The following is a 21853-nucleotide window of genomic DNA, read 5'->3' as shown; positions in this document are numbered from 1 at the left end:
ACTTCCATGACTGTGAACACAGCCCTGCTCCACCGCGTGGCCGAAAAAGACCGCGCGCCCGTGCCCTTCGTGCTCGATGGCGAACCCGCCACCGCGCTTGAAGGCGACACGGTGCTCACGGCCATCCTCACCCACCGCGCCCAATTGCGCCGCAACGAATTCAGTCATGAGCCCCGTGCCGGCTTTTGCCTGATGGGCGCGTGCCAGGACTGCTGGGTGATGACGGCTACCGGCGAACGCCTACGGTCTTGCGCCACCTTCATCCAGACAGGCATGCAACTGACTACCGGAGGGGCCGCATGACCGCCCCCACCTTGCAACCCGTGATCGTGGGCGCAGGCCCCGCGGGCATCCGCGCGGCGCAAACCCTGGCGGCGCATGGTGTGCGGCCCACCGTGATCGACGAGGCCGCACGGGGTGGCGGACAAATCTACCGCCGCCCGCCTGCCCACTTTGCCCGCAGCCCGCAAACGCTGTACGGCACCGAAGCATCACGCGCCACGGCATTGCACAGCACGCTGGATGGCCTTGCCGCCCACATCGACTACCAACCTGACAGCCTGGTGTGGAACGCCCAGGGCGGCCAGCTTGATGTGCTGCACAGCCCCACACAGACCACGCGCGCGGTGCCCTACGGCCAGCTCATCGTGGCCAGCGGCGCCACCGACCGCGTGCTGCCCGTGCCGGGCTGGACGCTGCCTGGCGTGTACACGCTGGGGGGAGCGCAGGTGGCGCTCAAGTTCCAGGGCTGCACCATCGGCCGCAACGTGGTGCTGATGGGCACCGGGCCGCTGCTGTATCTGGTGGCGTACCAATATGCCAAGGCGGGCGCGACGGTTGCAGCGGTGCTGGACACCGCCCGCTTTGCCGACCAACTGGCTGCCCTGCCCGGCATGCTGACGCAGCCCGCCGTGCTGGCCAAAGGGATGTACTACGTGGGCTGGTTGCGCGCGCATGGCGTGGCGGTGCACACCGGCGTGCGGCCTGTGCGCGTGGAGGGCGAAACACGGGTCAACGCCGTGGTGTGGACCGATGGCGCGGCCGAGCACACCGTGCCCTGCGATGCTGTGGGCTTTGGCTACGCCCTGCGGTCCGAAACCCAACTGGCAGACCTGCTGGGCTGCCGCTTTGCCTGGGCACCGATGCACCGCGCCCACCTGCCCGAGCGCGACGGGGCAGGCCGCACCAGCGTGGCCGGCGTGTACCTGGCGGGCGATGGCGCGGGCATCATGGGCGCTGATGCGGCCGAATGGGCGGGTGAGCGCGCTGCGCTGGCGCTGCTGGCTGACCACGGCGTGAAGGTGGACACTGCACGCGCGGCGGAGCTGGAACGCAAGCCGACCAAGCTGATGACGTTTCGCCAAGGGCTGGAGCACGCCTTCCCCTTCCCCACCAACTGGGCGGACCACGCGCCCGACGCGCTGGTGGTGTGCCGCTGCGAGAACATCACAGCCGGTGAGCTGCGCGCCTGTGCGCGCGATGCGGGCGCAGACGAGATGAACCGTCTTAAAGCCCTGACCCGCGTCGGCATGGGCCGCTGCCAAGGCCGCATGTGCGGTGTGGCTGCGGCAGAAATCCTGGCCCAGGCTACAGGCAAGCCCATCGACCAGGTGGGGCGGCTGCGCGGACAGGCGCCGATCAAGCCCATTCCCATCCACCTGCAAGCCCAGGCGGAGGCCAGCGCATGACCACGACCACCCGAACCATCGACACCGACGTTGCCATTGTGGGCGGCGGCATCATGGGCGCATCGGCCGCACTGGCACTGCGCCGCAAAGGTGTGGCGGTGGTGCTGCTGGAGCGCGACCTGTGCGGCTCGCGCTCCAGCGGCGTGAACTACGGCGGCGTGCGCCGCCAGGGCCGCCCTGTGAGTCAGCTGCCGCTGGCGCAGCGCGCCCACCAGGTGTGGGCCGACCTGCCCGCGCTGATTGGCACCGATGGCGAATACCAGCGCAGCGGGCACTTCAAGATCGGGCGCAGTGAGGCGGACATGGCTTCGCTGGAAGCCTATGCCACCCTGAGCCGTGACTTCGACCTGGGCATTCAACTGATCTCCGGCACCACGCTGCGCGAGCGCTGCCCTTGGCTGGGCGGGCGTGCCGTGGGTGGCTCGCTGTGCCCCGACGACGGCCAGGCCAACCCGCGCCTGGTGTCGCCCGCGTTTGCGCTGGCGGCCAAGCGCGCGGGTGCGCAGATTCTGGAGCGCACACCGATGACCTCGGTGGAGCACGACGGGCAGCTGTTTACCGTGCGCTCGGGCACCACCGTGGCGGTGCGTGCGCCCGTGCTCATCAACTGCGCAGGAGCCTGGGCCGGTGCGCTGGCCGCGCAGTTTGGCGAGGCCGTTCCCATTCACTCCGGCCATCCGGCCATGGCCGTGACCGAGCCCCTGCCCTTTTTCATGCACTGGAGCCTGGGTGTGGAAGGCGGCGGCATCTACTGCCGACAAGTAGAGCGCGGCAATCTGGTGCTGGGCGGCGGCGCAGGTGTGGCGCTGGATGCCGACCGCGCCCGCTCCGAGCGCAGCGCCATCGCTACCCTGGCAGTGCAGGCGGTGGAGCTGCTGCCCGCCCTCAAGAACGCACATTTCATTCGCACCTGGAGCGGCACCGAGGGCTACCTGCCTGACCGCCAGCCGGTGCTGGGCAAGAGCCACACCACGCCCGGCTTGATCCATGGCTTTGGCTTTGCCGGCGCGGGCTTTCAGATTGGCCCCGGCGTGGGTGAGGTGCTGGCCGAGCTGGCACGCGATGGCCGCAGCACCACGCCGATTGATGCCTTTGCGATTGAGCGATTTCTCCCAACGACGGTGGCTGACGTGGCCAGCACTGCCGCTGCCCACTGACCCCGTTTGCCACCGACAAAACTCCCCTCCCCACCAGAAAGGAAACCACCATGACCTTCTCCCCCCGCTTTGCCAGCCGCACCCGCCGCGCCCTTGTGACGGCCGCCGCACTGACCGCCGTGGCCGCCGCAGGCACCGCCACCGCGCAGACCAAAACGCTGTACATCGGCATGAATGGCGGCACCATGGAGAAGGCGTACACGCAGTACGTGTTCCCGGCGTTCGAGAAGCTGCATGGCGTGAAGGTGGTGGTGGTGCCTGGCACGTCCTCAGACATCCTGGCGAAGGCCCAGGCCAACAAGGACAAGCCGCAGATGCACGTGATGTTTCTGGACGACGGCATCATGGTGCGCGCCATGGGCATGGGCCTGTGCGAAAAGCAAAAGCCCAACCCGCACCTGAACGACATCTACCCCGCCGCGCGCTTCAAGGACGACCTGGCCAGCGGCGTGAGCCTGGGCATGACCGGCATCGCCTACAACACCAAGATGTTTGCCGAAAAGGGCTGGGCCGCGCCTACGTCGTGGATGGACTTTGCCGAACCCAAGTACAAGGGCAAGGTGGTGTTCCAGTCCATGCCGTCGTCGTCGTTCGGGCTGCACGGCTTCTTGATGTTCAACCGCATCCAGGGCGGCAACGACAAGAACGTGGAGCCTGGCTTCAACAACTGGGCCAAGACCATCGGCCCCAACGTGCTGGAGTACATCCCCAGCTCAGCCAAAATTTCGGAGATGGTGCAGACGGGCGAAGCGGCGATCTTCCCGCTCACGCCGACCAGCGTGGCGGCCTTGAAGGCCAAGGGCATTCCGGTGGAATACGCACAGCCCAAGGAGGGCTCGGTGGTGCTGATGACCGGCCAATGCGTGATCGCCAAGAACAGCGAGCCCGAACTGGCGCAAAAGCTGGCCGAATTTCTGCTGAGCCCGCTGGCCCAGGCCAACGTGCTGCAGTTTGGCGCGCAGATCCCCACCAACCCCAAGGCGCCTGCCGTGGGTGAAGGTGCCGCCCAGGTGGCGCAGATCAGCCAGTGGATGAAAAACGCCGTGACGCTGGACTGGGACAGCGTGAACGCCAACCGCCCGGCGTGGAACGCGCGCTGGAACAAGACCATCGAGCGCTGAGAGGATATGGAGAACGTGTGAGCGCGCTACGCCTGCTCACACCGGCGGGCCGTTTGTGACAAATGTCACCGGCCCCGCCATACCCTGCGGTGGTGGGGTGCCACAAACCGCTTCTTCGACTTCAGAATCCGGCGCCTGGGCATGCTGATTCGTTCAGCCCGTCCGCCACCATTCGAAGAAGAGGGATACCACCATGAAACGCTGGATCAAATGGACCGCAGGCAGCGCGCTGCTGCTGGGCGTGATCGTTGTCGCCACCGCCGCCAGCGGCCTGTACCTGGCCGAGCAAAAACGCAACCGCTACATCGACATCAAACCCCGCCCCGTGGCCTACACCACCGATGCGCAGACCATCGAACGTGGGCGCTATCTGTATGCATCGCGTGGCTGCACCGACTGCCATGGCGCACAAGGCACGGGCCGCGAGTTCGTCAACGATGGCAAGGGCACGCGCATCGTAGGGCCTAACATCACGCCGGCTGGCGTGGTGGCGCGCTACCAGCCCGAGGACTGGAACAGCGTGATCCGCCACGGCGTCAAGCCCAATGGCCGCCCGGTGCTGGTCATGCCCAGCGAGGACTACAACCGCTTCACCAACGAAGACCTGAACGCCCTGGTGTCGTATGTGCGCCAGTTCCCCCCCAAGGAGGGCACGCAGGCCGTGATCGATCTGCCGCACCCTGCCTGGGTGCTGTATGGGCTGGGTGCCATTCCCGACGCGGCCTCGCGCATTGACCACCAGCTGGCCCCCTCACGGCCGACGGCTGCCGGAGTGACGCTGGCCAACGGCCAGTACGTGGCCAACATGTGCATCGGCTGCCATGGTGCCGACCTGTCGGGCGGCAAGATCCCGGGCGGCCCGCCAGACTGGCCTGCGGCGGCAGACATCCGCCCTGGCACACACAGTGCCGACAGCGCCCTGGCACGCTACCCCAACGCCGCAAGCTTTGTGGCCATGCTGCGCACGGGCAAGCGGCCTGACGGCACACCGATCCAGGTGATGCCCTTCGAGTCGCTCGGGCAACTCAGCGATGTGGATGCGCAGGCGCTGTACCTGTACCTGAACGCACCCCCTGGCAGCGTGAAGCAGGACGTGGGCGGCGCAACGGCCGGCAGCCAAAAGAGCAGCGCCAACAGCGTGCCCTCCGGGCCGGGCGGGCTCAAACTGCCGGGCTGACTTGAGAGCTTGTGGACGACCCCGCAGGGGACGCCCGCAGACACTCAGACGAAAGAGCGGGCGACGGACCACGCCCTCAAAAATCGCTGCCCTGCTGACCCCCCCTTGGACCACCCGCTGTGGTGGCGGGTCAGCTGCCCGGGTGCTGATGTGCCTGGGGAGGCGAGACGGGCGCCAGGCTGTACGACCCCATGGGCCCACCGGGGCTGTTGCCAGGGCCTGCGGGCGCGGCTGGCGGTGCACGGCGCACCCGTGGCACCACGCTGAGCTGCACGGTATCCAGCACCGGGCCGGGCACCACATTCAGCGCCTTGCGCGGCAGGTCCACCAGTTGCTCGGCGTGCCACACGCGCACCTGTGCGGCGCCATCCGGCACGCTGGCAAATCGGGCAATGCCATCGTTGTCGGTCTTGAGTGTCCAGGCCGAATCGGTCACAAACACGTGGCCGCGCATGGAACCGTGCAGGTGGCAGCCCAGCAGCACCACGCCAGGGGTGTCGAGTTTGACGTCCGCAAAGTTGGCGGGCTTGCCATCGGCCTTGCCCGCGAGGCGCAGCTCAAAGTTGGAAGTCGCTGCAGCCGGTGCTGCTGCGGCGGACGCACCAGTGGGGTTGCCGCGCACGTGGTGGTCCCACCGGTCCTGGTTGGTAAACCGCACGGTGGAGCCCGGCATCACCACCGTGACGGCGGGCACAAAACGCATGCGCTCCTGCTCGATGGTGGGGCTGGGCTGCAACAGGCTGGGGGCCGCGCCCGCAGTGGCACTGGGGTAGACCACCACCACCGCGTCGGGCACGGGCTTGCCATCGCGGTCCAGCACCTGGATCTGGACATTTCCGGCGGAAGCGCTGGTGAATATTGCGCTAGCCGCTATGAAAAAAATAGCGTTTTTCATTGTCTTACCGCTTGGTGATCACATCACGGTGCATGGGCGCCAACAAGGCCAGCAGGCGGTTTTGTTGAGCGAACGGTATGCCCTGGGCATCCATGGCGCTTTGCAGCACCTCCACCAGGGCGTTGAAGTGGCCCTTGTTGATGTCCATGTCGGCATGGGCCGATTTCATGTCAGCGCCTTCATATTTGCAAGGGCCGCCGCTCAACTGGCAGAACTGGTCGGTCAGGCTTTCCTTCAGGGCGGCTGGTTTGGTGTCCTTGAAGTGGCTGCCGATGCGTGGGTCCTTTACCAGACGGTTCACGAAATCGTCCACCAGGCGGGTGATTCCGGGCTTTTCACCCAGGGCCTGGTACAGGCCTGCAGGGGTGGTGGTGGTGGTCGCCGCTGGAGCCGCAGCGGTCTGCGCAAAGGCCGGGGCAGCAAGCAAACCGCTCAGAGCGATGGCCAGTGCCATGAGGGTTTTGGGGTGCGTCATGACAATCTCCTCAGAAAGCGACTTGGGCCGACAGGTAGTAACCGGTCTGGCGGCGGTTGTTGGTGACGCCGGGCACGATGCGGCCCAGGTCCACATAGGCCAGCGTGAGCGATACGTTCTTGCTGGGCGCCCAGGCCACAAAGATGTCCTTCCAGTCGTCTTCGCGCAGGGCAGTGCCCAGGCCTGCCGCAGCGCCCAGCGCCTGCAGGTTGTTGGGCTTGAAGCGGTATTCGGCACCCACCGCCAGGTTCTTGTTGATCAGGTACGCCACCGAGAACTCGGGCTGCAGGCTGCGGCTGTTCTTGCCGGGCACGGCCGAGCCAAAGCCCAGCAGGCCGTTCTGGTTGGCGTTGGTGTAGCGCAGCGTGCCATTGACCAGCACGCTTTGCGCCAGCAGCAGCTTGGTGGCGCTCACGTACACATCGGTGCCGCTGGTTTTGGTGCCCAGAAAATCCAGCACCGAGCCGATGGAGCCCGGGTGCACCCGCTTGTGCTCCAGCCCCACCGCAATCTGGGGCATCCAGCTGTCGCTGTTGAGCACCGCGTCGCCCGCCACTTTGAGCTTGATACCCAGCACGTCCATCTTGATGTGCTGGCCGGGTGTCACGCCAAACGGCGCAATGCCGTTGAGCGCGATCGCGGGCGAGGCATCAAAGTCCTGGCGCGCCAGCGACAGCTCCAGGCGGTCGTGCAGGCCCAGGGCCACGCCATAGCCGTTCAGGCTGTAGTCCTGCGTGGCAGCGCGGGTGGCGTGGGCGCTGACGCCCACCTCGCCCTCGGTGGCGTTGCTGCCAATCACCGCCCAGGGGGTCAAACCGCCGCCCGCCGACCCGGCAATGGTGCTGACACCGCCGGTGAGCAGCAGCTTGCCGGTGTCGGCCTGGGCCGCCCCGCAGGCCAGCGCAACGCCCGCCAACGCGGCAATGGAAAGGGGACTCTTCATGGGATGCTCCTTGTGTTTGTAAATAAATGCTACGACAGCTTCATTACGCACACAGGCAGCATCTGGATGCGAATCCCAGAGTGCCGCGCAGGGTCTTTGGCGCATCAACAGGGTCTGGCCAACCCGCTGGACCGACCACCGGTGTCTTCAGCCAGCGAAGGCCAAGCGCTGCACGGTCCAGTACAGCGACAGCACCAGCAGCGCAATCGAGCCGCCACGCACCACCACCGAGCGATACCAGGCCCAGCGCGCCAGCACCACCGAGACAGCGCACCACAGGGCTACGACCAAGAGTTGGCCCATTTCGACCCCCAGGTTGAACCCTGCCAAGGCCCACAGCAGCGAAGCCCCCGACACGCCAGCTTCCACCAGTACCCCGGAAAAACCCAGCCCGTGCACCAGCCCAAATCCCAGAGCAAGCCAGCTACCGCGAAGGCCGTTGACAGGAAACAGGTTCAGCAACGCCGAGATGCCGATGCTGATGGCAATGGCGGGCTCCACCCAGTTGCCCGACACGGTGACCCAGCCCAGGCCCGCCAGTGCCAGCGTGATGGAGTGGCCCACCGTGAAACAGGTCACCGTGATGAGCAACGCCTTGATCCCGGCAAGGCGGTCGCTGGCGCCGGAAGGCGGGGTTTCAGCGGTTGGCGTTGTGCCGGACTCCGTATGCGAAGGCAGATCGCGATGGCGACGAGACTGCGGCCGCGCCAGGGAGATGGGCAGCAACAGTGCCAGCAAAAAGGCCAGGTGGTCGTAGCCAGACAGGATGTGGTACACCCCCTCGGTCACAAAGTGCAGCAGCGTGGCCAACCCGCCGCGTGGGGTCCCCGGCTCTGTTGCGTCCGCATCTTGAGCCCCTTCCGCGCCTTCCCCCCCCGCTTGTACGGCGCGGCCGCCCGCGGAGCGCAGGTCGGTGCCGGAGCGCCCGTCAGGGGCCAGCACGGCTGCCAGCGTCTGGCCGCTCAACGCGCCGCCCACCAGCAGTCGGTGTGTGGGGTCGATGCCCTGCATCAGGCCGTAGCGCAGGGTGACCGCCTGGGCTGGCGCACAGGGCAGCGTGGCAGCCAGTCGCGCGTAACGCCCATCGGTGCGCTGCTCCAACGCTTCAAAGCGCCAGGCAGGCACCGTCGCCGTGCCGTCGCACTGCCACAACATGCCCTGGCCCACCCACTGGACGATGGCGGGCATGGACTGCCGCACCTCGCCCCATGTGAGCTGGCGGTCGCCATCGGCATCGAGCTGCTCCAGCGCGGCATCCACATCCTTCAATGCCACCGACAACACAAGGCCTATCGATGCGCCCGCCCCTGCAGTGCCCAGGGATGCCGGCGCATCCGCCACCCGCAGATAGGCGTCGCTGGCCTTGTGGGCCCAGGCGCTGGGCGCCAGTGCTGCGGCAGTCAACGCGACAGCCACCATGGCCCGCAGGGAACGCCCGTGTGGGCGCAGGAGGCCCGTTATCCAGTGCATGCAGCGCATCATTGGGCTCCCCGGGTCTGCCAGCGCGCCAGGCGCAGGTCTTGCAGTCCTGCTTGCTGCAGGGCCTGCCGCACGGCCTGGTGGGCAGCAGCATCGCCCGACTGCTCAGAGGTCTGCAGTGCAAGCCACCAGTCGAGTGGCTCTTTTTGCAGGGCAAGGTTGGTGCGGGCCGCCTTCCATGCGGCGGCGGGTTGCCCCTGCAACCACAGTGCCAGCAAGGCACGCTCCCGGGCGTGGGCGTCCAGCCCCTCTCCGCGCGCCGCGATGGCGGCAAAACGCGCTTCCAGGTCGCGCACCAGGGGCTGCCACGCGGCGTCCCCCATCAGCCGCAAGGCCTGCGCGCGCCGCAGCAGCACGGAGTCGCTGTCGGGCTGGTGCCTGAGCACCTCCAGCGCGGCGCTCGCACGATTGCGGCGCAACAGCTGGTCGGCATAGGCCAGCGCGGTGTAGCCGTCGGGGGCATCGGCCAGGCTGCGGCGGTAGGCCGCGTCGGCAGCGTCATCGCGCCCTGCGCGCTCTTCGCTCTCGGCCAGCAGCGACCCGATCCAGGCCCGCTGGGCAGCATCCCCCGCAACCTGCTGCCGCAGGGCGGTGAAGCCATTGCGTGCGGCATCGTGCTGGCCTTGAAGTGAACGGGTTTCGAGCAGGCAGGCGGTGGCATACAGCGCAGCACCGTGGCGGGCTACGTTGCGGCAGGCGGCCTCGGCGGCCTCATAGCGCGCGGCCACACGCTCCAGCGTGGCCAACGTGAGCCAGCCCTGCACCTGTGCGGGGTTGGTTTGCAAGGCGCGCTCCAGCGTGGCGCGCGCTGCTGAAAATTCATGGCGCCCTTGCTCCACGGTGGCTTGCAACACCAGCAGATCGGCCGGGGCGTCCGCCTGGCCCCACCAGCTTGCCAGCGCCGCTTGAGCCCGGCCCAGGTATCGCGGGTCAGCCGTCTCACGTGACAACGTGATCCATCGCCGCGCCGTGGTGGCGGCGGCCTGGGGTGTGGCGGGAGCTGCGCTCACACGCTCGGGCAGGCGCTCGACCACCTCGGCATCCAGGCTGGGGGTCAAGTCCTGCGGCAAGGCAGCCATGGCCGTGCCCGCCCAGAACACCAGGCACAAGGCCGCGCACAAACAGTGAGGAGATTTCTTCATGGGCTCGTGACAACAACGGATATCGGGGTAGACGCACTCACCCACGGATGTTCCTGGCCGCGCCCATTCAGGGCGCAGCCAGGTCATCGCGCTAGGGTCAGAGCCGCGAATCGGGCTCTTCAGTCTCGGTGCTGGACAGCACCAGCTGGTCCACCGCCTGAGGCTCGGTGGTGTCCGACGCACCGCTGGCCACAATGGGCTGCACATACGCGAACGCATTCACCATCACGGGGCCCCCATTGCCAGGGTCTGCCGTGTTGTCGCCGCTACCGCCCCCGCCGCAACCGGTGATGGCCAATGCCGCCACCGAAGCAAGGGCCAGGCGCTGAATCCGAAGGTTCTTTTGCATGGTGTGGCTCCTTCGGATCAGAAGTTCTTGGCACCGGGCAGCGGTGGATTCACATAAGGGAAAGCTGTACGGTAGTCGGTGGCCTTGGTGCGCGAGCCGTCCACAAACGCTACGCCTCCCGCAGGGGCATCACCCGGCTTGCAGCCCACCTTGAGCGTGTCCGTGGCACCCGTCACTGTGCACAGTGCCCCCATGGCCACGCGCAGCGATACGTCCACCACATCGTCACCCAGGCGGCGTCCGTTGGGGAAGCCTGCCGCGTCCCCTGCCACCACCCCCAGCGGATTCTGCGCAGGTGCAGCCGTGGCGGCAATGCCTGTGTTCAGGCGCAGCATTTCGGCCAGGGGACCGCCTGCACCCAGGCCGGTGATGTTGCCGGGGCGGTTGACGGTGGGCAGCCCGGTAAGGAACGCCGTCATCAGGTCGGTGCGCGGGAAGTTGGTGGGGGCCTTGGCGCCAAACAGCGTCTCGACCAGCGCGGGCAGCGTGGGGTGCGTCACGTAGTCCGCAAAGTTGGCAGCATCATCCTTGGGCTTGGACGCGTTGAACTTGTCCTTGTCCTTGAGACCAATCACCACCTCGTTGACCAGCGGCATGCCCAGGCGCGAGACCTGCGTCCATGCGCCACCAGCCTTCTCGCTGGCCTGCAGGCCCGATTCGGGCTTGCCATTGAGCAAGCGGGCCTGGCGCAGGCTGGCAGTGGTCCAGCCGCCAATGACCTTCTCGCCCGACGCTGCCGTGAGGCAATTGGTGGGCACTTCCACCGCGAGCGAAGTCACGTTCTTGTTGGCGATCTGGCCAGCGCCGAAGGCCGCAGCATTCGACTCGCTGGTGATGACGGCGGCAGGCGCATTCACCAGGTCAAAGATGGTGCCCAGCGACACCGGGAACGGGTCCTGCCGCTGGCCCACAAACACCTTGCCGGGGGTGGAGCAGCCGGGGATGTTGATGCCATACACATACTTGCCGGCATAGGCGTCGTAGGCGGCCGCATTGCCCAGCGATTTTTCTCCGATGTAGTCGATGGGCTTGGTGAAGGTAGCGCCCCCACCGGCCATGGTGATCTGCTCGCGCTTGCCGGTACGGCGGTCACCGCGCACGATGAACATCTCATACTCTTCGCGGTAGGCCAGCGGGTCGCCCGCCGCGCCGCTGATGCCACCGGCATTGCGCAGCGGGATCGCCACCTTCTTGCGGGCACCGTCAGGGCCGATATCGAGGGTGATGCCATTGCCACCGTTGTTCAGCGTGTTCTTGAAACGGAACTGAAAGGTGATGTCCTCCGCCGCGTCGCCGTTGTTGTCGATGTGGATCTCGTACAGCGCATTCGAGTCCAGGCTGAAGTAGTTGGGGCCGCCATAGGCATCCTGCAGGGGCAGGTAGTTGGCGATCATGGTGACAAAGCCCGCTCGACCCGGTTCGTAGCTGTTGAACAGGTAGAAGTCACTGCCGTCAACCTTGGGCTGGGTTGTGATGAACGGCGCCTCGCGGTGACTGGAAGCCAGGCTGACACCGGCGGTACCTGCGGCCAGCATGGCCAGCACGGCCAGACTGAGTTTTTTCAATGGCATGGAAATCTCCTCGTAGATGGTGGTGGGGAGCGAGCGCCCCACCCTCAATACGCCGAGGCGGTGCCGCTGGATTCAAACCCCCGGAAATCATTTTTAAACAGCAAAAATAGAAATGCAATAGTATTTACATCACAATTATCATTTTGTATTGAATGCTGCCTACTTGACGGGCGCGCGTAGCGGGGCGTGCCTGCGGCGCCCAAAATAGCTTCATGCATCCGTGCCTGGATAGCGCCGCACAGGTCGGCAGACCGTGAAACCCCAGGGCGCCAACGCTGCCCCGGAGGTTGCCCCATCGGCACCCGCCCTGCCAGCCAAAAGGCAGGGCCCATCAAAAAGGCCCCGTGCGGCCGATGAGCGGCACAGCACGGGGCCTGTGGCAGCGCAGTGCTGCATCAGCGCAGGCGATCAGGTCGCCTTGCGGATGAGTGCGCCCTTGAACAGCACCGGGCCGGTGGGGCCGGTAGCGCTGGGCACGCCGCCGCGTGGCTCCAAGCTGATGGCCAGCGTGGGCACTTCTTTCACATCGCCCTCCTGGGCCACCAGCTTGAGCAACTTGTCCTGCCCCAGCACGCCCAATGAGCGCGGGCCGCCAGCGGGCGGCAGCGCCCACAGTTGGAGGGACTTGTCCGTACCCTCCTGAAAGCCGCCCACGCGCTGCAGCACCAGCTGGTTGTTCTTGGGGTCGAAAGTCACCAACATCGACGCATCGGCCTTGTCATCTGCCAGCACGGCCACGTACTGGATCTGGGGCGTGGCTTGCAGTTGTTGTTGCAGCGTGGCGATCTGCGCGCCCGTGGTGGCACGCAGGCCTCCATTGACCTGCACCCCCACCACCACAGCCGCCAGGGTGGCGATGGCGCCCGCAGCCGCCGCACCGCGCCACACCAGCAGGTTGCGCCACCAACCTCCTGGTGCCTCAGCGGCCTGTGGAACACGGGCAGCCAGCATGGCTGCAGCAGCCCGGTCGGCCTGCACCAGGTTGTCGATGCGCGTCCACACGGCGGGCGCGGGGCTGGTGGCGGGCTGCAACTCGGTCAGGCCGGACCAGCGGGTCTGCCAGACCAGGGCGGCAGCGCGCACGGTGGCGTGTTCGCGTGCCAAGCTTTCAAATCGGCGGCGGGCGCCGCCACGCAGCGTGCCCAGGGCATAGCTGGCAGCCAGACGGTCGAGCAGTTCGGGGTGTTGGGTAATGTTCATGGCAACCTCACGCGAAACGCGCCATGCAGGTGCGCAGCTGTTCCAGGCCCCGGCGAATCCAGGTCTTGACGGTGCCCAGCGGCAGCTTGAGTTGCTCGGCCAGCTCGCCGTGGCTCTGGTCGCGCAGGTAGGCCAGGCTCACCACTTCGCGCTGCTTGTGATCGAGCTTGCCCAGGCAGTGGTGCAGTGCAAAGGCCTGCTCGCTGGCATCGGCGGCGTCCATGGGGTTGGGCGTATCTCCCTCCAGCGTCTGCGCCATCTCGTCATCCAGCTCATTCATGAGATCGGCCCGGTCGGTGGAGCGCTTGCGCAGGGCGTCCAGCGCCCGGCTGCGCACGATCAAACCCATCCACGCCATGGGCGGACTCAGCGATGCGCGGTAGTTGCCCGCGCCGCGCCAGATGGTCAAAAACGCCTCCTGAAGCACATCCTCCGCCGCGTCGCGGTTACGGACGATGCGCAAGGCCAGGCCAAAAAGCTGCGACGAGGTGCGCTCGTACAGTCTTTTCAGCGCGGAATCGTCCTGCGCGGCGATGCGGTCAAGGAGGTCCATCAGTTCACTGTCTGGGTGGAGGGTGCTCATGCGCCCATTGTCTTGGATTGATCGGGTTGGCAGGCCCTGCGGGGCTTTGCTGTGGGTGAATACGCCACAGCAGGCACTTTGGATGTAGCCGGGCACAAAAACGGTGCCCCGGCTCCGTAAATTGGTGTAGCTGAGGTGTCGGGCACCCCAACCGCGACGGGCATGAATCCAGACAGCGGGATTGTCCGTACTGCCAGAGTCCCCTCTGCCCACAACGCTCGCACTTTCCACCCCATGCTGCCCGCCATGCCTCTGCCTCGCCCACTGTTCCCTGTTCATTGGGTTGCCGTTGCGGCCACCTTGCTGTGGGGGGCCCACAGCCCCGCTGCGGCCCAGTCGGTGGAGCGTGGCGCTGCGCTGTACGCGGCGCATTGCAGCAGCTGCCACAGCCCGGACCAGCATGGCGACGGCCCGGCGCACCGGGGCGTGGTGGGGCGCCGCGCGGGCGCGCTAAAGGATTTTGACTACTCGCCCGCGCTGCGCGCAAGCAAGCTGCTGTGGACGCGTGCCACGCTCAAGGCCTGGCTGACCGACCCCGAGGCGCTGATCCCCGGCCAGGGCATGGACTACCAGCTCGACAATGCGCAGGGCCGCGAGGACGTGGTGGCCTACCTGGCCACGCTCAAGCGCCTACCGGCGCCGACGACGGCCGCGCGGTAGAGGGCTTTCAGCCGCTCAGGCCGTGGGAAAGGTACCGGGCAGCAGGATCGACGAATCGACGTTGTTGATGTTGGTATGGCCACAGAACGCCATGGTGATGTCCAGCTCTTTCTGGATGATCTGCAGCGCACGCGTAACGCCCGCCTCGCCGTAGGCCCCCAGGCCGTACAAGAAGCTGCGACCAATCAGCGTGCCCTGAGCGCCCAAAGCGCGGGCCTTGAGCACGTCTTGCCCGCTGCGTATGCCGCCGTCCATCCACACCTCGATGCCTTTGCCCGCCGCTGAAGCAATGCCGGGCAGCGCGGCGATGGAGGACGGCGCGCCGTCGAGCTGGCGGCCACCATGGTTGCTGACGATGAGCGCATCGGCACCGCTGTTGACGGCCAGGCGGGCGTCCTCAGCGTCCATGATGCCTTTGAGGATCAGCTTGCCGCCCCAGCGCTTCTTGATCCATTCCACATCTCCCCAGTTGAGCTGCGGGTCGAACTGCTCTGCCGTCCATGACGACAGCGACGACAGGTCGCCCACGCCCTTGGCGTGGCCCACGATATTGCCAAAACTGCGGCGCTGGGTGCCCAGCATGCCCAGGCACCAGCGCGGCTTGGTGGCCAGGTTGATGAGGTTGGCGATGGTGGGCTTGGGCGGGGCCGAGAGGCCGTTCTTGATGTCCTTGTGGCGCTGGCCCAGGATCTGCAGGTCCAGCGTGAGCTGCAGCGCCGAACAATTGGCCGCCTTGGCGCGGTCGATCAGGCGTTCGATGAAGTCGCGATCGCGCATGACATACACCTGGAACCAGAACGGGTGGCGGCCCGTGTGTTCGGCCACGTCTTCGATGGAGCAGATGCTCATGGTCGAGAGGGTGAACGGGATGCCAAACGCCTTGGCCGCCTTGGCCCCCAGGATCTCGCCGTCGGCATGTTGCATGCCGGTGAGGCCGGTGGGTGCAATGGCCACGGGCATGGCCACGTCCTGCCCCACCATGGTGGTGCGGGTCGTGCGGCCTTCCATGTTCACGGCCACGCGCTGGCGCAGCTTGATGCGCTGGAAGTCGCTCTCGTTGGCGCGGTAGGTGCCCTCGGTGTACGAGCCCGAATCGGCGTAGTCATAGAACATGCGCGGCACGCGGCGCTGGGCAATGACACGCAGGTCTTCGATGCAGGTGATTTTGGACAGATTGGGCACGCAGGCTCTCCAGGATGGGGAATGCGCCGAATGGTAGGCGGTGGCGCGGAGGCCAGCCATCAAAATTTTTTCGACGGCTTGCAACAAATTTCCAGCGACGGACAGCGCCATGCCACCCGGACGCCCGACTTCAGCAGATGGACTACTGGGCCGCGGCCACTTGAGAGGACTCGGGCAACACCACCTCGGGATCGGCATCCGGGCCCTGGTACAGCATGAAGCGCATGCGCCCGCCGCGCTTGGCCGCATACATGGCGCCGTCAGCATGGCGCGACAGCTCATCGAACGTGCTGCCGTGCTGCGGGAACAGCGCAATGCCGCCGCTCACGCCCACCCGCACCGGCTGCCCCGCGAGGGCAAACGCCGCGTCACAGGCCGCCAGGATCTTGCGCGCCACCAGGCAGGCGTGCTCCACCCCATCCAGCCCCGGCAGGAGCACCACAAACTCATCGCCCCCCTGCCGGCACACCGTGTCGGATGCACGCACCGCTGCCTGCAGGCGATGGGCAAACTGCACCAGCAGGACATCGCCCACATCGTGGCCCAGACGGTCGTTAACCTCCTTGAAGCCATCAAGGTCCAGGTACATCACCGCCAGCGACTTGCCTTCGCGCCGCGCCTGCGCCATGGCCAGCTGTGCACGGTCCTGCAGCAGCACGCGGTTGGGCAAGTCCGTCAGTGCGTCATACTGAGCCAGGTGCGCCATGCGCTCAGCCATGGCCACAGCCTCGGTCACATCGCGCAGCACCGCCACTGCGCCTGTCACCGTGCCATGGCGGTCGGTGATGGCACTGGCCGTCTCCTCCACCAGGAAGCGCTGGCCGCTGGCGCGGTGCACCAGCACGCCGCGCACGGGGTCCGTGCCTGCACCCTGCTGTATCGCGGTGCGCAGCGTGTTGGGCAAGGGTTCGTCGTTGTCGGGGCTGCGCAGACTCACCACCTCGTCGACGTTGTGCCCAGCCGCGTCAAACGCCTGCCAGCCTGTGAGGCGCTCTGCCACAGGATTGAGGTAGGTCACCAAACCGTTGACGTCCGAACAGACCACGGCATCGCCGATGGATTGCAGCGTGAGGCGCACACGCTCCTTCTCGTCGAACAGCTCGTTCTCCATGCGCTTGCGCTCGGTGATGTCCGTCACTTGCACAAAGAGCCCGGTAACGACGCCACGCGCGTCGGTGTCGGGCAGATAGGACACGATGCTGTGACGCGGCAGTCCCTGGGGGCCCTCGTCCGTGCGTTCAAACCGTTGCGGCGCACCCGATAGCGCCAAGTCGTAGTAGGGCTTGCTGGCCGCGTAGCGGGCCTCGCTCAGCAACGCGCTGATGTGGCGGCCGCGGACCGGTGCAGGGAAGGTACCAAACTCCTCCAGAGCTGCGCGGTTGGCAAAACGGTTGCGCATACCAGCATCCCAGTACGCAATCATCGAGGGAACGTTGTCTAGCGTGGTGCGCAGGTCGTGCTCGGCCTCGGTCAGCCGCGCAGACACATGCTGGCGCAGCACCAGTTCCCGCACAAAGAGCATGGCCAGCCCCAGGCATGCGAGCATCAACAGTACGGCAAACCCTCCCAGCACCCAGGCGCTGCGTCTCCACTTGGCCAGGATGGTTTCGGTGGACTGGGCCACGTTCAGGATCAAGGGGTAGTTGCCCACTGGCCGGAACGAATACAGGCGCTCCACTCCATCCAGCGCGGCTACGCCAACAAACGAGCCAGAGCCCTCTTGCTGCATGCGCACCATATTGGGCGTGCCCGCAAGGTTTTTTCCTACATCAGCATCGCCATACGGAAAGCGGGAGATCACCACCCCGTCCTGTCGGAACATGTTGATGCCGCTGCTGGGACCCAGGTTCACTGAGCCAAAAAGTTCGTTGAAATAGCTCAGGCGGAGGGCGCCCACTACGACCCCCGCAAAGCTGCCGTCTGCATGGTAGTAAGCGCGCGAGATGGGCAGGATGTTCAGGCCGGTCACCCGTGAAGGCACAGGCTTGCCAACAAATAACCCGCGCTGGCCCTGGTCGCGAAAAGCCAGAAAGTAGTCGCGGTCGCCCAGGTTGGCGCGGCGGGGAGTCAGGGAGCCTGAGTCCAGAATGACGTTGCCCTGAGCGTCCAGCACCAGCACATCGCCCGCGCCGCGCGCACGCAGCGAGTTGTCAAACACTACGCGCGAGCGCAGGTCAGGCGGCAGCGCCCACACCTCGGGCTGCGCCACCTCGCGGGCCACGCCCTCGAGGGATTTGTCGAACGAGTCCAGCGACCAAGCCAGCCCCTGCTCCAAGGTGCGGGCCAGGTTGGTACTGGTCTGCTCCGCGTAGGTCCACTCGTCGTTGCGAATGGTCCAGATGGTGCGGGCAAACAACGCACCGATGCCCAAGGCCACCAGCAAAGCCAGCCAGATCAGGCGGTGAGAGAAAAACTGGCGGAACGAGAACATACAGATAGTTTGTAACTATTTTAAACAGCGACCTGAACGGTACAGCACCGCCAAGTCACACCGTATTCCTCGGAATTGATAGCGTCAATGCGCACCTGCCCGGAGAGTTGCGGCCACCACACCTGCGCCACGCACCTCCAGCCGGACCTCGTCCAGCACCTTACCCTGCCCGTCGGTGAGTTGCACCACATGCCGCCCGGGCCAGGGCAACCAGGCCAACCGAGGCCCACGGCCCAGAGTTTTGCCGTCCAGCCGCCACTGCACCGCATCGCCCGTGGCGGTGAACTGCAGGCGCTGGCGCATGGGCGGGATGTCCGGGTCCAGCGCGATCACCGTGCCGGACGCCGGGGCGGTGATGCGGGCGGAGGCACCCGCAGGAGGCGCCGTAGGGGTGGTGGCAGTGTTTTTAGAGAATTTTTGGCCAAATGCGCTAGTGGAATATGGCTCTGAAGCTATTGAATCAATAGCAAATAAAGACTGCTGCGTGCCAGGCACAAACCATTCGTCGCGCGCGGCTTCCAACGGCTGGGGGACACCTGCAGACGGCGGCTGCCCCGGGCCAAACCGCACTGCCGCCCGCACCAAGCCCTGAGGGGCCTTGGGCGCCCGGCTGGGCTCGCGGGCATGCAGGAAACCCATCACCGCCGCCCAGATGGGCGCAGCACCGCTGGTGCCGCTGACCTCATGCATCGCAGCGCCGCTGGCATTGCCCACCCATACGCCCACGGTGTAGCGCTCGGACCAGCCCACTGCCCAGTTGTCGCGCATGTCCTTGCTGGTGCCGGTTTTCACCGCCGTCCAGAACCGCGTGGCCAGCACGCTGTCGGTGCCAAAGGTGCGGGCTCGTGCATTGCCGTCGGACAGGATGTCTCCCACGATAAAGGCAGCGTTCGCATCCATGGCGGGCGTGAAGCGGGGCTTGGCATCGGCCAGCGCCACATCGGTCAGCCGCCCGCCGTTGGCGAGCGTGACTGCAACAGGACTGGCCCGCCCGCCGTTGGCGAGCGTGCGGTAGGCATTGGTCAGGTGCAGCAGCGGCACCTCGGGGCTGCCCAGCGCCAGGCTGTAGCCAAAATAATCACCGCTTTCGCGCAGCGGCAAACCCACCGCCCCGAGCTGGCGGTGGAACGCGTCGGGCGTGACCATGACCAGCGTGCGCACGGCGGGCACGTTGAGCGACGCTGCCAGCGCCGTGCGCACTGACACCCAGCCCTTGAACTGTCGGTCGTAGTTCTGCGGAATGTAGAGCCCCGCGGCCGTGGTGATCTGCGCGGGCGAATCCTCTACCAGCGAGGCCGCCGTGAGCCGCCGTTCTGCAATCGCCTGGGCATACAAGAACGGCTTGAGCGTGGAGCCCGGCTGGCGCAACGCCAGCACCCCATCGACCTCGCTGGCCTGGCTGAGCTGGCCGGACGAGCCGACCCATGCCAGCACAGCGCCCGTGGCGTTGTCCAGCACCAGCACCGCGCCGTCCTCCACATGGCGCCCGCGCAACTCGCGCAGGTGCTGCTGCAGGCTCTGCATGGCAAACCGTTGCAACGGCGCGCGCAGCGTGCTGGCCACCCGCTCGGGCACAACGCTGTCCTTATCCCGCTGGCGCAGCAGGTAGCGCGCAAAGTGTGGTGCCACACCCTCGCTGGCATCGAAGGCACGGCGTTGCAATGCGGCCGTGGTGAACAGGTCCAGCGCATTGCAGTTCACACGCAGCGCCCCGGCACCAGCGCGCTGCTGCATCTCGCGCAGAACCCCGCAGGCGCGCTGCGCCACCAGTGCAGGCCGGGCATTGGGCGCACGCACCAGGGCCGCCGCCACCGCTGCCTCGCGGTCATCCAGGCCATGGGCTGCCTTGCCAAACAGGGTGCGGCTCAGCGCGTCGATACCCACCAGCTCACTGCGAAACGGCACGAGGTTGAGGTACGCCTCCAGGATCTGGTCCTTGCGCCAGCGCCGGTCCAGCACCTGGGCGGCCACGGTCTGGCCGACCTTCTGCACCACCGTGCGCCCCCCGGGACCCTGGCGCCAGTCCCCATCCAGCAGACCCGCGAGCTGCATGGTGATGGTGCTGGCCCCGCGTGTACGCTGGTTCCACAGGTTGCCCCAGGCGGCGGCCGAGGCCGCACGCCAGTCCACGCCGCTGTGTTCAAAAAACCACTTGTCTTCGCTGAGCACGAGCGCCTGGCGCAGCGCGGGCGACACATCGGCCAGTGGCACCCACTGGCCACGCCGCACGGTGGCGTCGGTGCGCAAGCGCTGCAGCACCTCGCCTTCGCGCGAGAGGATCAGGGTGTCCGAGGGCTTGAAGTCCGCGCGCACCTCGTCAAACGTGGGAATGGCCCAGGCGCCCGAGGCGCAGGCCGCCAGCACCAGAGCGATGGCCTGTGTGCGCATGCGCAAGGTGGGGAAGGAAGCGAAAGGAAGGAACACAAACGCACAGAGAAAAAAGTGCCATCAGCGCGCTGCGCGCAGGCGCACGGCGTCGCACCAGCGCTGCGCCACGCCTGGCACGGTGACACACACCGCGTCGTGCGTGGCGGTGGTCACGGCGCGCTCCAGCAGCTGAATGTCGGCCTCGTGCTGGCGCGCCACATGCGGGTCCTCAAAAAAAACGGCGCGGTGGCAACGGCGCTCTAGCACCAGGTCGGCAATCTGCGCATCGCCACCCAGCGGCCCGCTGTTAAAACGCTGCACCCAGGGCTGCCCTTCGGGCCAGCCCTTGCTCCACGCCAGGGCGTTCAGTCGCTGGCCCGTGGTGCCGGTGGCCACCCGATGGCGAAACTGCGACAGCACATCAAAGTTGCGATCCGCAAAGTCGAGCATGGCCTGCTTGCACGCGTCGTGCGCAATCAGGGCCAGCGTCTGGGTACCATGGTCATGAAACCGGTCGGCCTGCGGGTCGCGCGGCAGCCCGGCGTGGATGCGCTCCATCTCGATCCAGTCGCGCGCGCTAGCCACGGTGGAGAGAAACGGCTTGCCATGGATCACGCACTGCCGCTTGAGGGCCAGCGCCTCGGGGAAGATGGAAGAAGGGTCCACGGGGTCGGTAAGGTAGATCGCGCCATCGAGCGTGCGCCCTTCCCCCATGCCCACCACCTCTGCCACCACTTTCATCAGCCCACCGTCGCGCCCGTAGGGGTAACGCACCAGCGGCCGGTACCCCTGCAGCATGCCCGCAGCGACGATGGCATCGTGCGTGCGGCCCACGGCGTGCAACCCCAGCTGCAGTTCCCGGATACCGGCCTCGCAGGCGCGCAACCAGGAAAAGAGCGCCGCATCTTCGGTGTGGTGGTGCAAGCGGTTGGCAGCGAGACCCAGGATCATGGCGGGTTGACTTTCTGAAATCGAAGGGATCGGAGCATCGTAAACCCCAGACGACTCAGCGATCGGAGTGCTCACGGTCAAAACGCCCCTCGGCCTCGGTCAGGTGGCGCAGCAGCACATGTGAGATCAGATTGACGCCTATACCGCCAAACACCACCGGCAGGAGGTACAGCGCAATCGTCAGCTCGGAACTGAACCACGCATCGTCAGCCAGAGACGGCGTGCTTTTGGCCTGCGCCGCCATGGACTGCAGCAGGTACACATCCACCCCCGCGACCAGCACCAGCGCCACGCCAAACCCCAGCACCGCCCAGCGGGAGATCGACCGCGTGACGAGCAGCAGCGCATAGATGCCCACCGGCAGCACCAGCGAGAAGCCGACCAGCAGCCAGAACCGCAGCTCCAGAAAGACGCTGAGACTCATGGCGTGCAGGCCTGGAGTGGACGATGGGCGAGGCGGTGCATGGCGACTTTGGGGCGTT

The 21853-nt window shown here is 66.5% G+C and carries 20 protein-coding genes; 6 read left to right on the top strand and 14 right to left on the bottom strand.

Annotated features, from left to right (window positions below):
- Window positions 1-6: 6 nt before the first annotated feature.
- The 5 genes from AC1Q64_RS08030 (at window position 7) to AC1Q64_RS08010 (ending at window position 5143) form a co-directional block, all read left to right on the top strand.
- Window positions 7-303, top strand: a complete 297-nt coding sequence (locus tag AC1Q64_RS08030) for a (2Fe-2S)-binding protein (RefSeq protein ID WP_233574535.1) — start codon at window positions 7-9, stop codon at window positions 301-303.
- Window positions 300-1688 carry an FAD/NAD(P)-dependent oxidoreductase gene (locus AC1Q64_RS08025; protein WP_492250978.1) on the top strand — a complete coding sequence of 463 codons (1389 nt, stop codon included), beginning with the start codon at window positions 300-302 and terminating at the stop codon, window positions 1686-1688. Before AC1Q64_RS08030 ends, AC1Q64_RS08025 begins: the two co-directional genes overlap by 4 nt.
- The gene (locus AC1Q64_RS08020) at window positions 1685-2845 is read left to right on the top strand and encodes an NAD(P)/FAD-dependent oxidoreductase (RefSeq protein ID WP_492250977.1); all 1161 of its coding nucleotides are present in this window, start codon (window positions 1685-1687) and stop codon (window positions 2843-2845) included. The genes AC1Q64_RS08025 and AC1Q64_RS08020 overlap by 4 nt, the downstream gene beginning before the upstream one ends.
- Window positions 2846-2895: 50 nt before the next feature.
- Complete coding sequence (locus AC1Q64_RS08015; protein ID WP_492250976.1) at window positions 2896-3966, top strand: ABC transporter substrate-binding protein; 1071 nt, start codon at window positions 2896-2898, stop codon at window positions 3964-3966.
- A gap of 193 nt (window positions 3967-4159) precedes the next feature.
- Window positions 4160-5143 carry a c-type cytochrome gene (locus AC1Q64_RS08010; protein WP_492250975.1) on the top strand — a complete coding sequence of 328 codons (984 nt, stop codon included), beginning with the start codon at window positions 4160-4162 and terminating at the stop codon, window positions 5141-5143.
- 130 nt (window positions 5144-5273) lie between these two features.
- On the opposite strand, the gene AC1Q64_RS08005 is transcribed toward AC1Q64_RS08010, so the two are convergent.
- From AC1Q64_RS08005 to AC1Q64_RS07965, 9 genes are all read right to left on the bottom strand, one after another.
- Window positions 5274-6038, bottom strand: a complete 765-nt coding sequence (locus AC1Q64_RS08005; protein WP_492250974.1) for a cupredoxin domain-containing protein — start codon at window positions 6036-6038, stop codon at window positions 5274-5276.
- Window positions 6039-6042: 4 nt separating this feature from the next.
- Window positions 6043-6513: a group I truncated hemoglobin gene (locus tag AC1Q64_RS08000; RefSeq protein ID WP_492250973.1), complete on the bottom strand. Its 471-nt coding sequence runs from the start codon at window positions 6511-6513 to the stop codon at window positions 6043-6045.
- A gap of 10 nt (window positions 6514-6523) precedes the next feature.
- Window positions 6524-7456, bottom strand: a complete 933-nt coding sequence (locus AC1Q64_RS07995) for a DUF3034 family protein (RefSeq protein ID WP_492250972.1) — start codon at window positions 7454-7456, stop codon at window positions 6524-6526.
- A gap of 147 nt (window positions 7457-7603) precedes the next feature.
- Window positions 7604-8926 (bottom strand): HupE/UreJ family protein, encoded by a 1323-nt coding sequence (locus AC1Q64_RS07990; protein WP_492250971.1) that lies wholly within the window; start codon window positions 8924-8926, stop codon window positions 7604-7606.
- 8 nt (window positions 8927-8934) lie between these two features.
- Window positions 8935-10077, bottom strand: a complete 1143-nt coding sequence (locus AC1Q64_RS07985; RefSeq protein ID WP_492250970.1) for a hypothetical protein — start codon at window positions 10075-10077, stop codon at window positions 8935-8937.
- Between the two features lie 97 nt (window positions 10078-10174).
- Entirely contained in the window at window positions 10175-10426 is a 252-nt protein-coding gene (locus tag AC1Q64_RS07980) for a hypothetical protein (RefSeq protein ID WP_291434677.1), read from the bottom strand.
- A 17-nt stretch (window positions 10427-10443) separates the two neighbouring features.
- Window positions 10444-11997 (bottom strand): DUF4331 domain-containing protein, encoded by a 1554-nt coding sequence (locus AC1Q64_RS07975; RefSeq protein ID WP_291434678.1) that lies wholly within the window; start codon window positions 11995-11997, stop codon window positions 10444-10446.
- Between the two features lie 408 nt (window positions 11998-12405).
- Window positions 12406-13197 (bottom strand): anti-sigma factor, encoded by a 792-nt coding sequence (locus AC1Q64_RS07970; protein ID WP_492250969.1) that lies wholly within the window; start codon window positions 13195-13197, stop codon window positions 12406-12408.
- A 7-nt stretch (window positions 13198-13204) separates the two neighbouring features.
- Window positions 13205-13780 (bottom strand): RNA polymerase sigma factor, encoded by a 576-nt coding sequence (locus tag AC1Q64_RS07965; protein ID WP_291434682.1) that lies wholly within the window; start codon window positions 13778-13780, stop codon window positions 13205-13207.
- A 246-nt stretch (window positions 13781-14026) separates the two neighbouring features.
- Between AC1Q64_RS07965 and AC1Q64_RS07960 the strand changes: the two genes are divergently transcribed.
- Window positions 14027-14440 carry a c-type cytochrome gene (locus AC1Q64_RS07960; RefSeq protein WP_492250968.1) on the top strand — a complete coding sequence of 138 codons (414 nt, stop codon included), beginning with the start codon at window positions 14027-14029 and terminating at the stop codon, window positions 14438-14440.
- A gap of 15 nt (window positions 14441-14455) precedes the next feature.
- On the opposite strand, the gene AC1Q64_RS07955 is transcribed toward AC1Q64_RS07960, so the two are convergent.
- The 5 genes from AC1Q64_RS07955 to AC1Q64_RS07935 form a co-directional block, all read right to left on the bottom strand.
- On the bottom strand, window positions 14456-15622 hold the full coding sequence (locus AC1Q64_RS07955) for an alpha-hydroxy acid oxidase (protein WP_492250967.1): 1167 nt from the start codon (window positions 15620-15622) through the stop codon (window positions 14456-14458).
- Between the two features lie 142 nt (window positions 15623-15764).
- A complete protein-coding gene (locus AC1Q64_RS07950; protein WP_492250966.1) occupies window positions 15765-18053 on the bottom strand; it encodes a bifunctional diguanylate cyclase/phosphodiesterase in 2289 nt (762 codons plus the stop codon).
- Window positions 18054-18137: 84 nt separating this feature from the next.
- The gene (pbpC, locus tag AC1Q64_RS07945; RefSeq protein ID WP_492251134.1) at window positions 18138-20441 is read right to left on the bottom strand and encodes a penicillin-binding protein 1C; all 2304 of its coding nucleotides are present in this window, start codon (window positions 20439-20441) and stop codon (window positions 18138-18140) included.
- Window positions 20442-20501: 60 nt separating this feature from the next.
- Window positions 20502-21371: a methylglyoxal synthase gene (locus AC1Q64_RS07940; protein WP_492250965.1), complete on the bottom strand. Its 870-nt coding sequence runs from the start codon at window positions 21369-21371 to the stop codon at window positions 20502-20504.
- Between the two features lie 55 nt (window positions 21372-21426).
- Window positions 21427-21795 carry a hypothetical protein gene (locus AC1Q64_RS07935; RefSeq protein WP_291434692.1) on the bottom strand — a complete coding sequence of 123 codons (369 nt, stop codon included), beginning with the start codon at window positions 21793-21795 and terminating at the stop codon, window positions 21427-21429.
- Window positions 21796-21853: the final 58 nt, after the last annotated feature.

It is taken from the genome of Acidovorax sp. GW835-FHT14G06, assembly GCF_058793595.1.
Note: the sequence above shows the minus strand (reverse complement) of the source record. Positions and strands in the feature narration are given on the sequence as shown.

Coding starts and splice junctions, on each gene's coding strand:
- AC1Q64_RS08030 (WP_233574535.1), top strand. CDS start 7: ATGACTGTGAACACAGCCCTGCTCCACCGCGTGGCCGAAAAAGACCGC.
- AC1Q64_RS08025 (WP_492250978.1), top strand. CDS start 300: ATGACCGCCCCCACCTTGCAACCCGTGATCGTGGGCGCAGGCCCCGCG.
- AC1Q64_RS08020 (WP_492250977.1), top strand. CDS start 1,685: ATGACCACGACCACCCGAACCATCGACACCGACGTTGCCATTGTGGGC.
- AC1Q64_RS08015 (WP_492250976.1), top strand. CDS start 2,896: ATGACCTTCTCCCCCCGCTTTGCCAGCCGCACCCGCCGCGCCCTTGTG.
- AC1Q64_RS08010 (WP_492250975.1), top strand. CDS start 4,160: ATGAAACGCTGGATCAAATGGACCGCAGGCAGCGCGCTGCTGCTGGGC.
- AC1Q64_RS08005 (WP_492250974.1), bottom strand. CDS start 6,038: ATGAAAAACGCTATTTTTTTCATAGCGGCTAGCGCAATATTCACCAGC.
- AC1Q64_RS08000 (WP_492250973.1), bottom strand. CDS start 6,513: ATGACGCACCCCAAAACCCTCATGGCACTGGCCATCGCTCTGAGCGGT.
- AC1Q64_RS07995 (WP_492250972.1), bottom strand. CDS start 7,456: ATGAAGAGTCCCCTTTCCATTGCCGCGTTGGCGGGCGTTGCGCTGGCC.
- AC1Q64_RS07990 (WP_492250971.1), bottom strand. CDS start 8,926: ATGCACTGGATAACGGGCCTCCTGCGCCCACACGGGCGTTCCCTGCGG.
- AC1Q64_RS07985 (WP_492250970.1), bottom strand. CDS start 10,077: ATGAAGAAATCTCCTCACTGTTTGTGCGCGGCCTTGTGCCTGGTGTTC.
- AC1Q64_RS07980 (WP_291434677.1), bottom strand. CDS start 10,426: ATGCAAAAGAACCTTCGGATTCAGCGCCTGGCCCTTGCTTCGGTGGCG.
- AC1Q64_RS07975 (WP_291434678.1), bottom strand. CDS start 11,997: ATGCCATTGAAAAAACTCAGTCTGGCCGTGCTGGCCATGCTGGCCGCA.
- AC1Q64_RS07970 (WP_492250969.1), bottom strand. CDS start 13,197: ATGAACATTACCCAACACCCCGAACTGCTCGACCGTCTGGCTGCCAGC.
- AC1Q64_RS07965 (WP_291434682.1), bottom strand. CDS start 13,780: ATGAGCACCCTCCACCCAGACAGTGAACTGATGGACCTCCTTGACCGC.
- AC1Q64_RS07960 (WP_492250968.1), top strand. CDS start 14,027: ATGCCTCTGCCTCGCCCACTGTTCCCTGTTCATTGGGTTGCCGTTGCG.
- AC1Q64_RS07950 (WP_492250966.1), bottom strand. CDS start 18,053: ATGTTCTCGTTCCGCCAGTTTTTCTCTCACCGCCTGATCTGGCTGGCT.
- pbpC (WP_492251134.1), bottom strand. CDS start 20,441: ATGCGCACACAGGCCATCGCTCTGGTGCTGGCGGCCTGCGCCTCGGGC.
- AC1Q64_RS07940 (WP_492250965.1), bottom strand. CDS start 21,371: ATGATCCTGGGTCTCGCTGCCAACCGCTTGCACCACCACACCGAAGAT.
- AC1Q64_RS07935 (WP_291434692.1), bottom strand. CDS start 21,795: ATGAGTCTCAGCGTCTTTCTGGAGCTGCGGTTCTGGCTGCTGGTCGGC.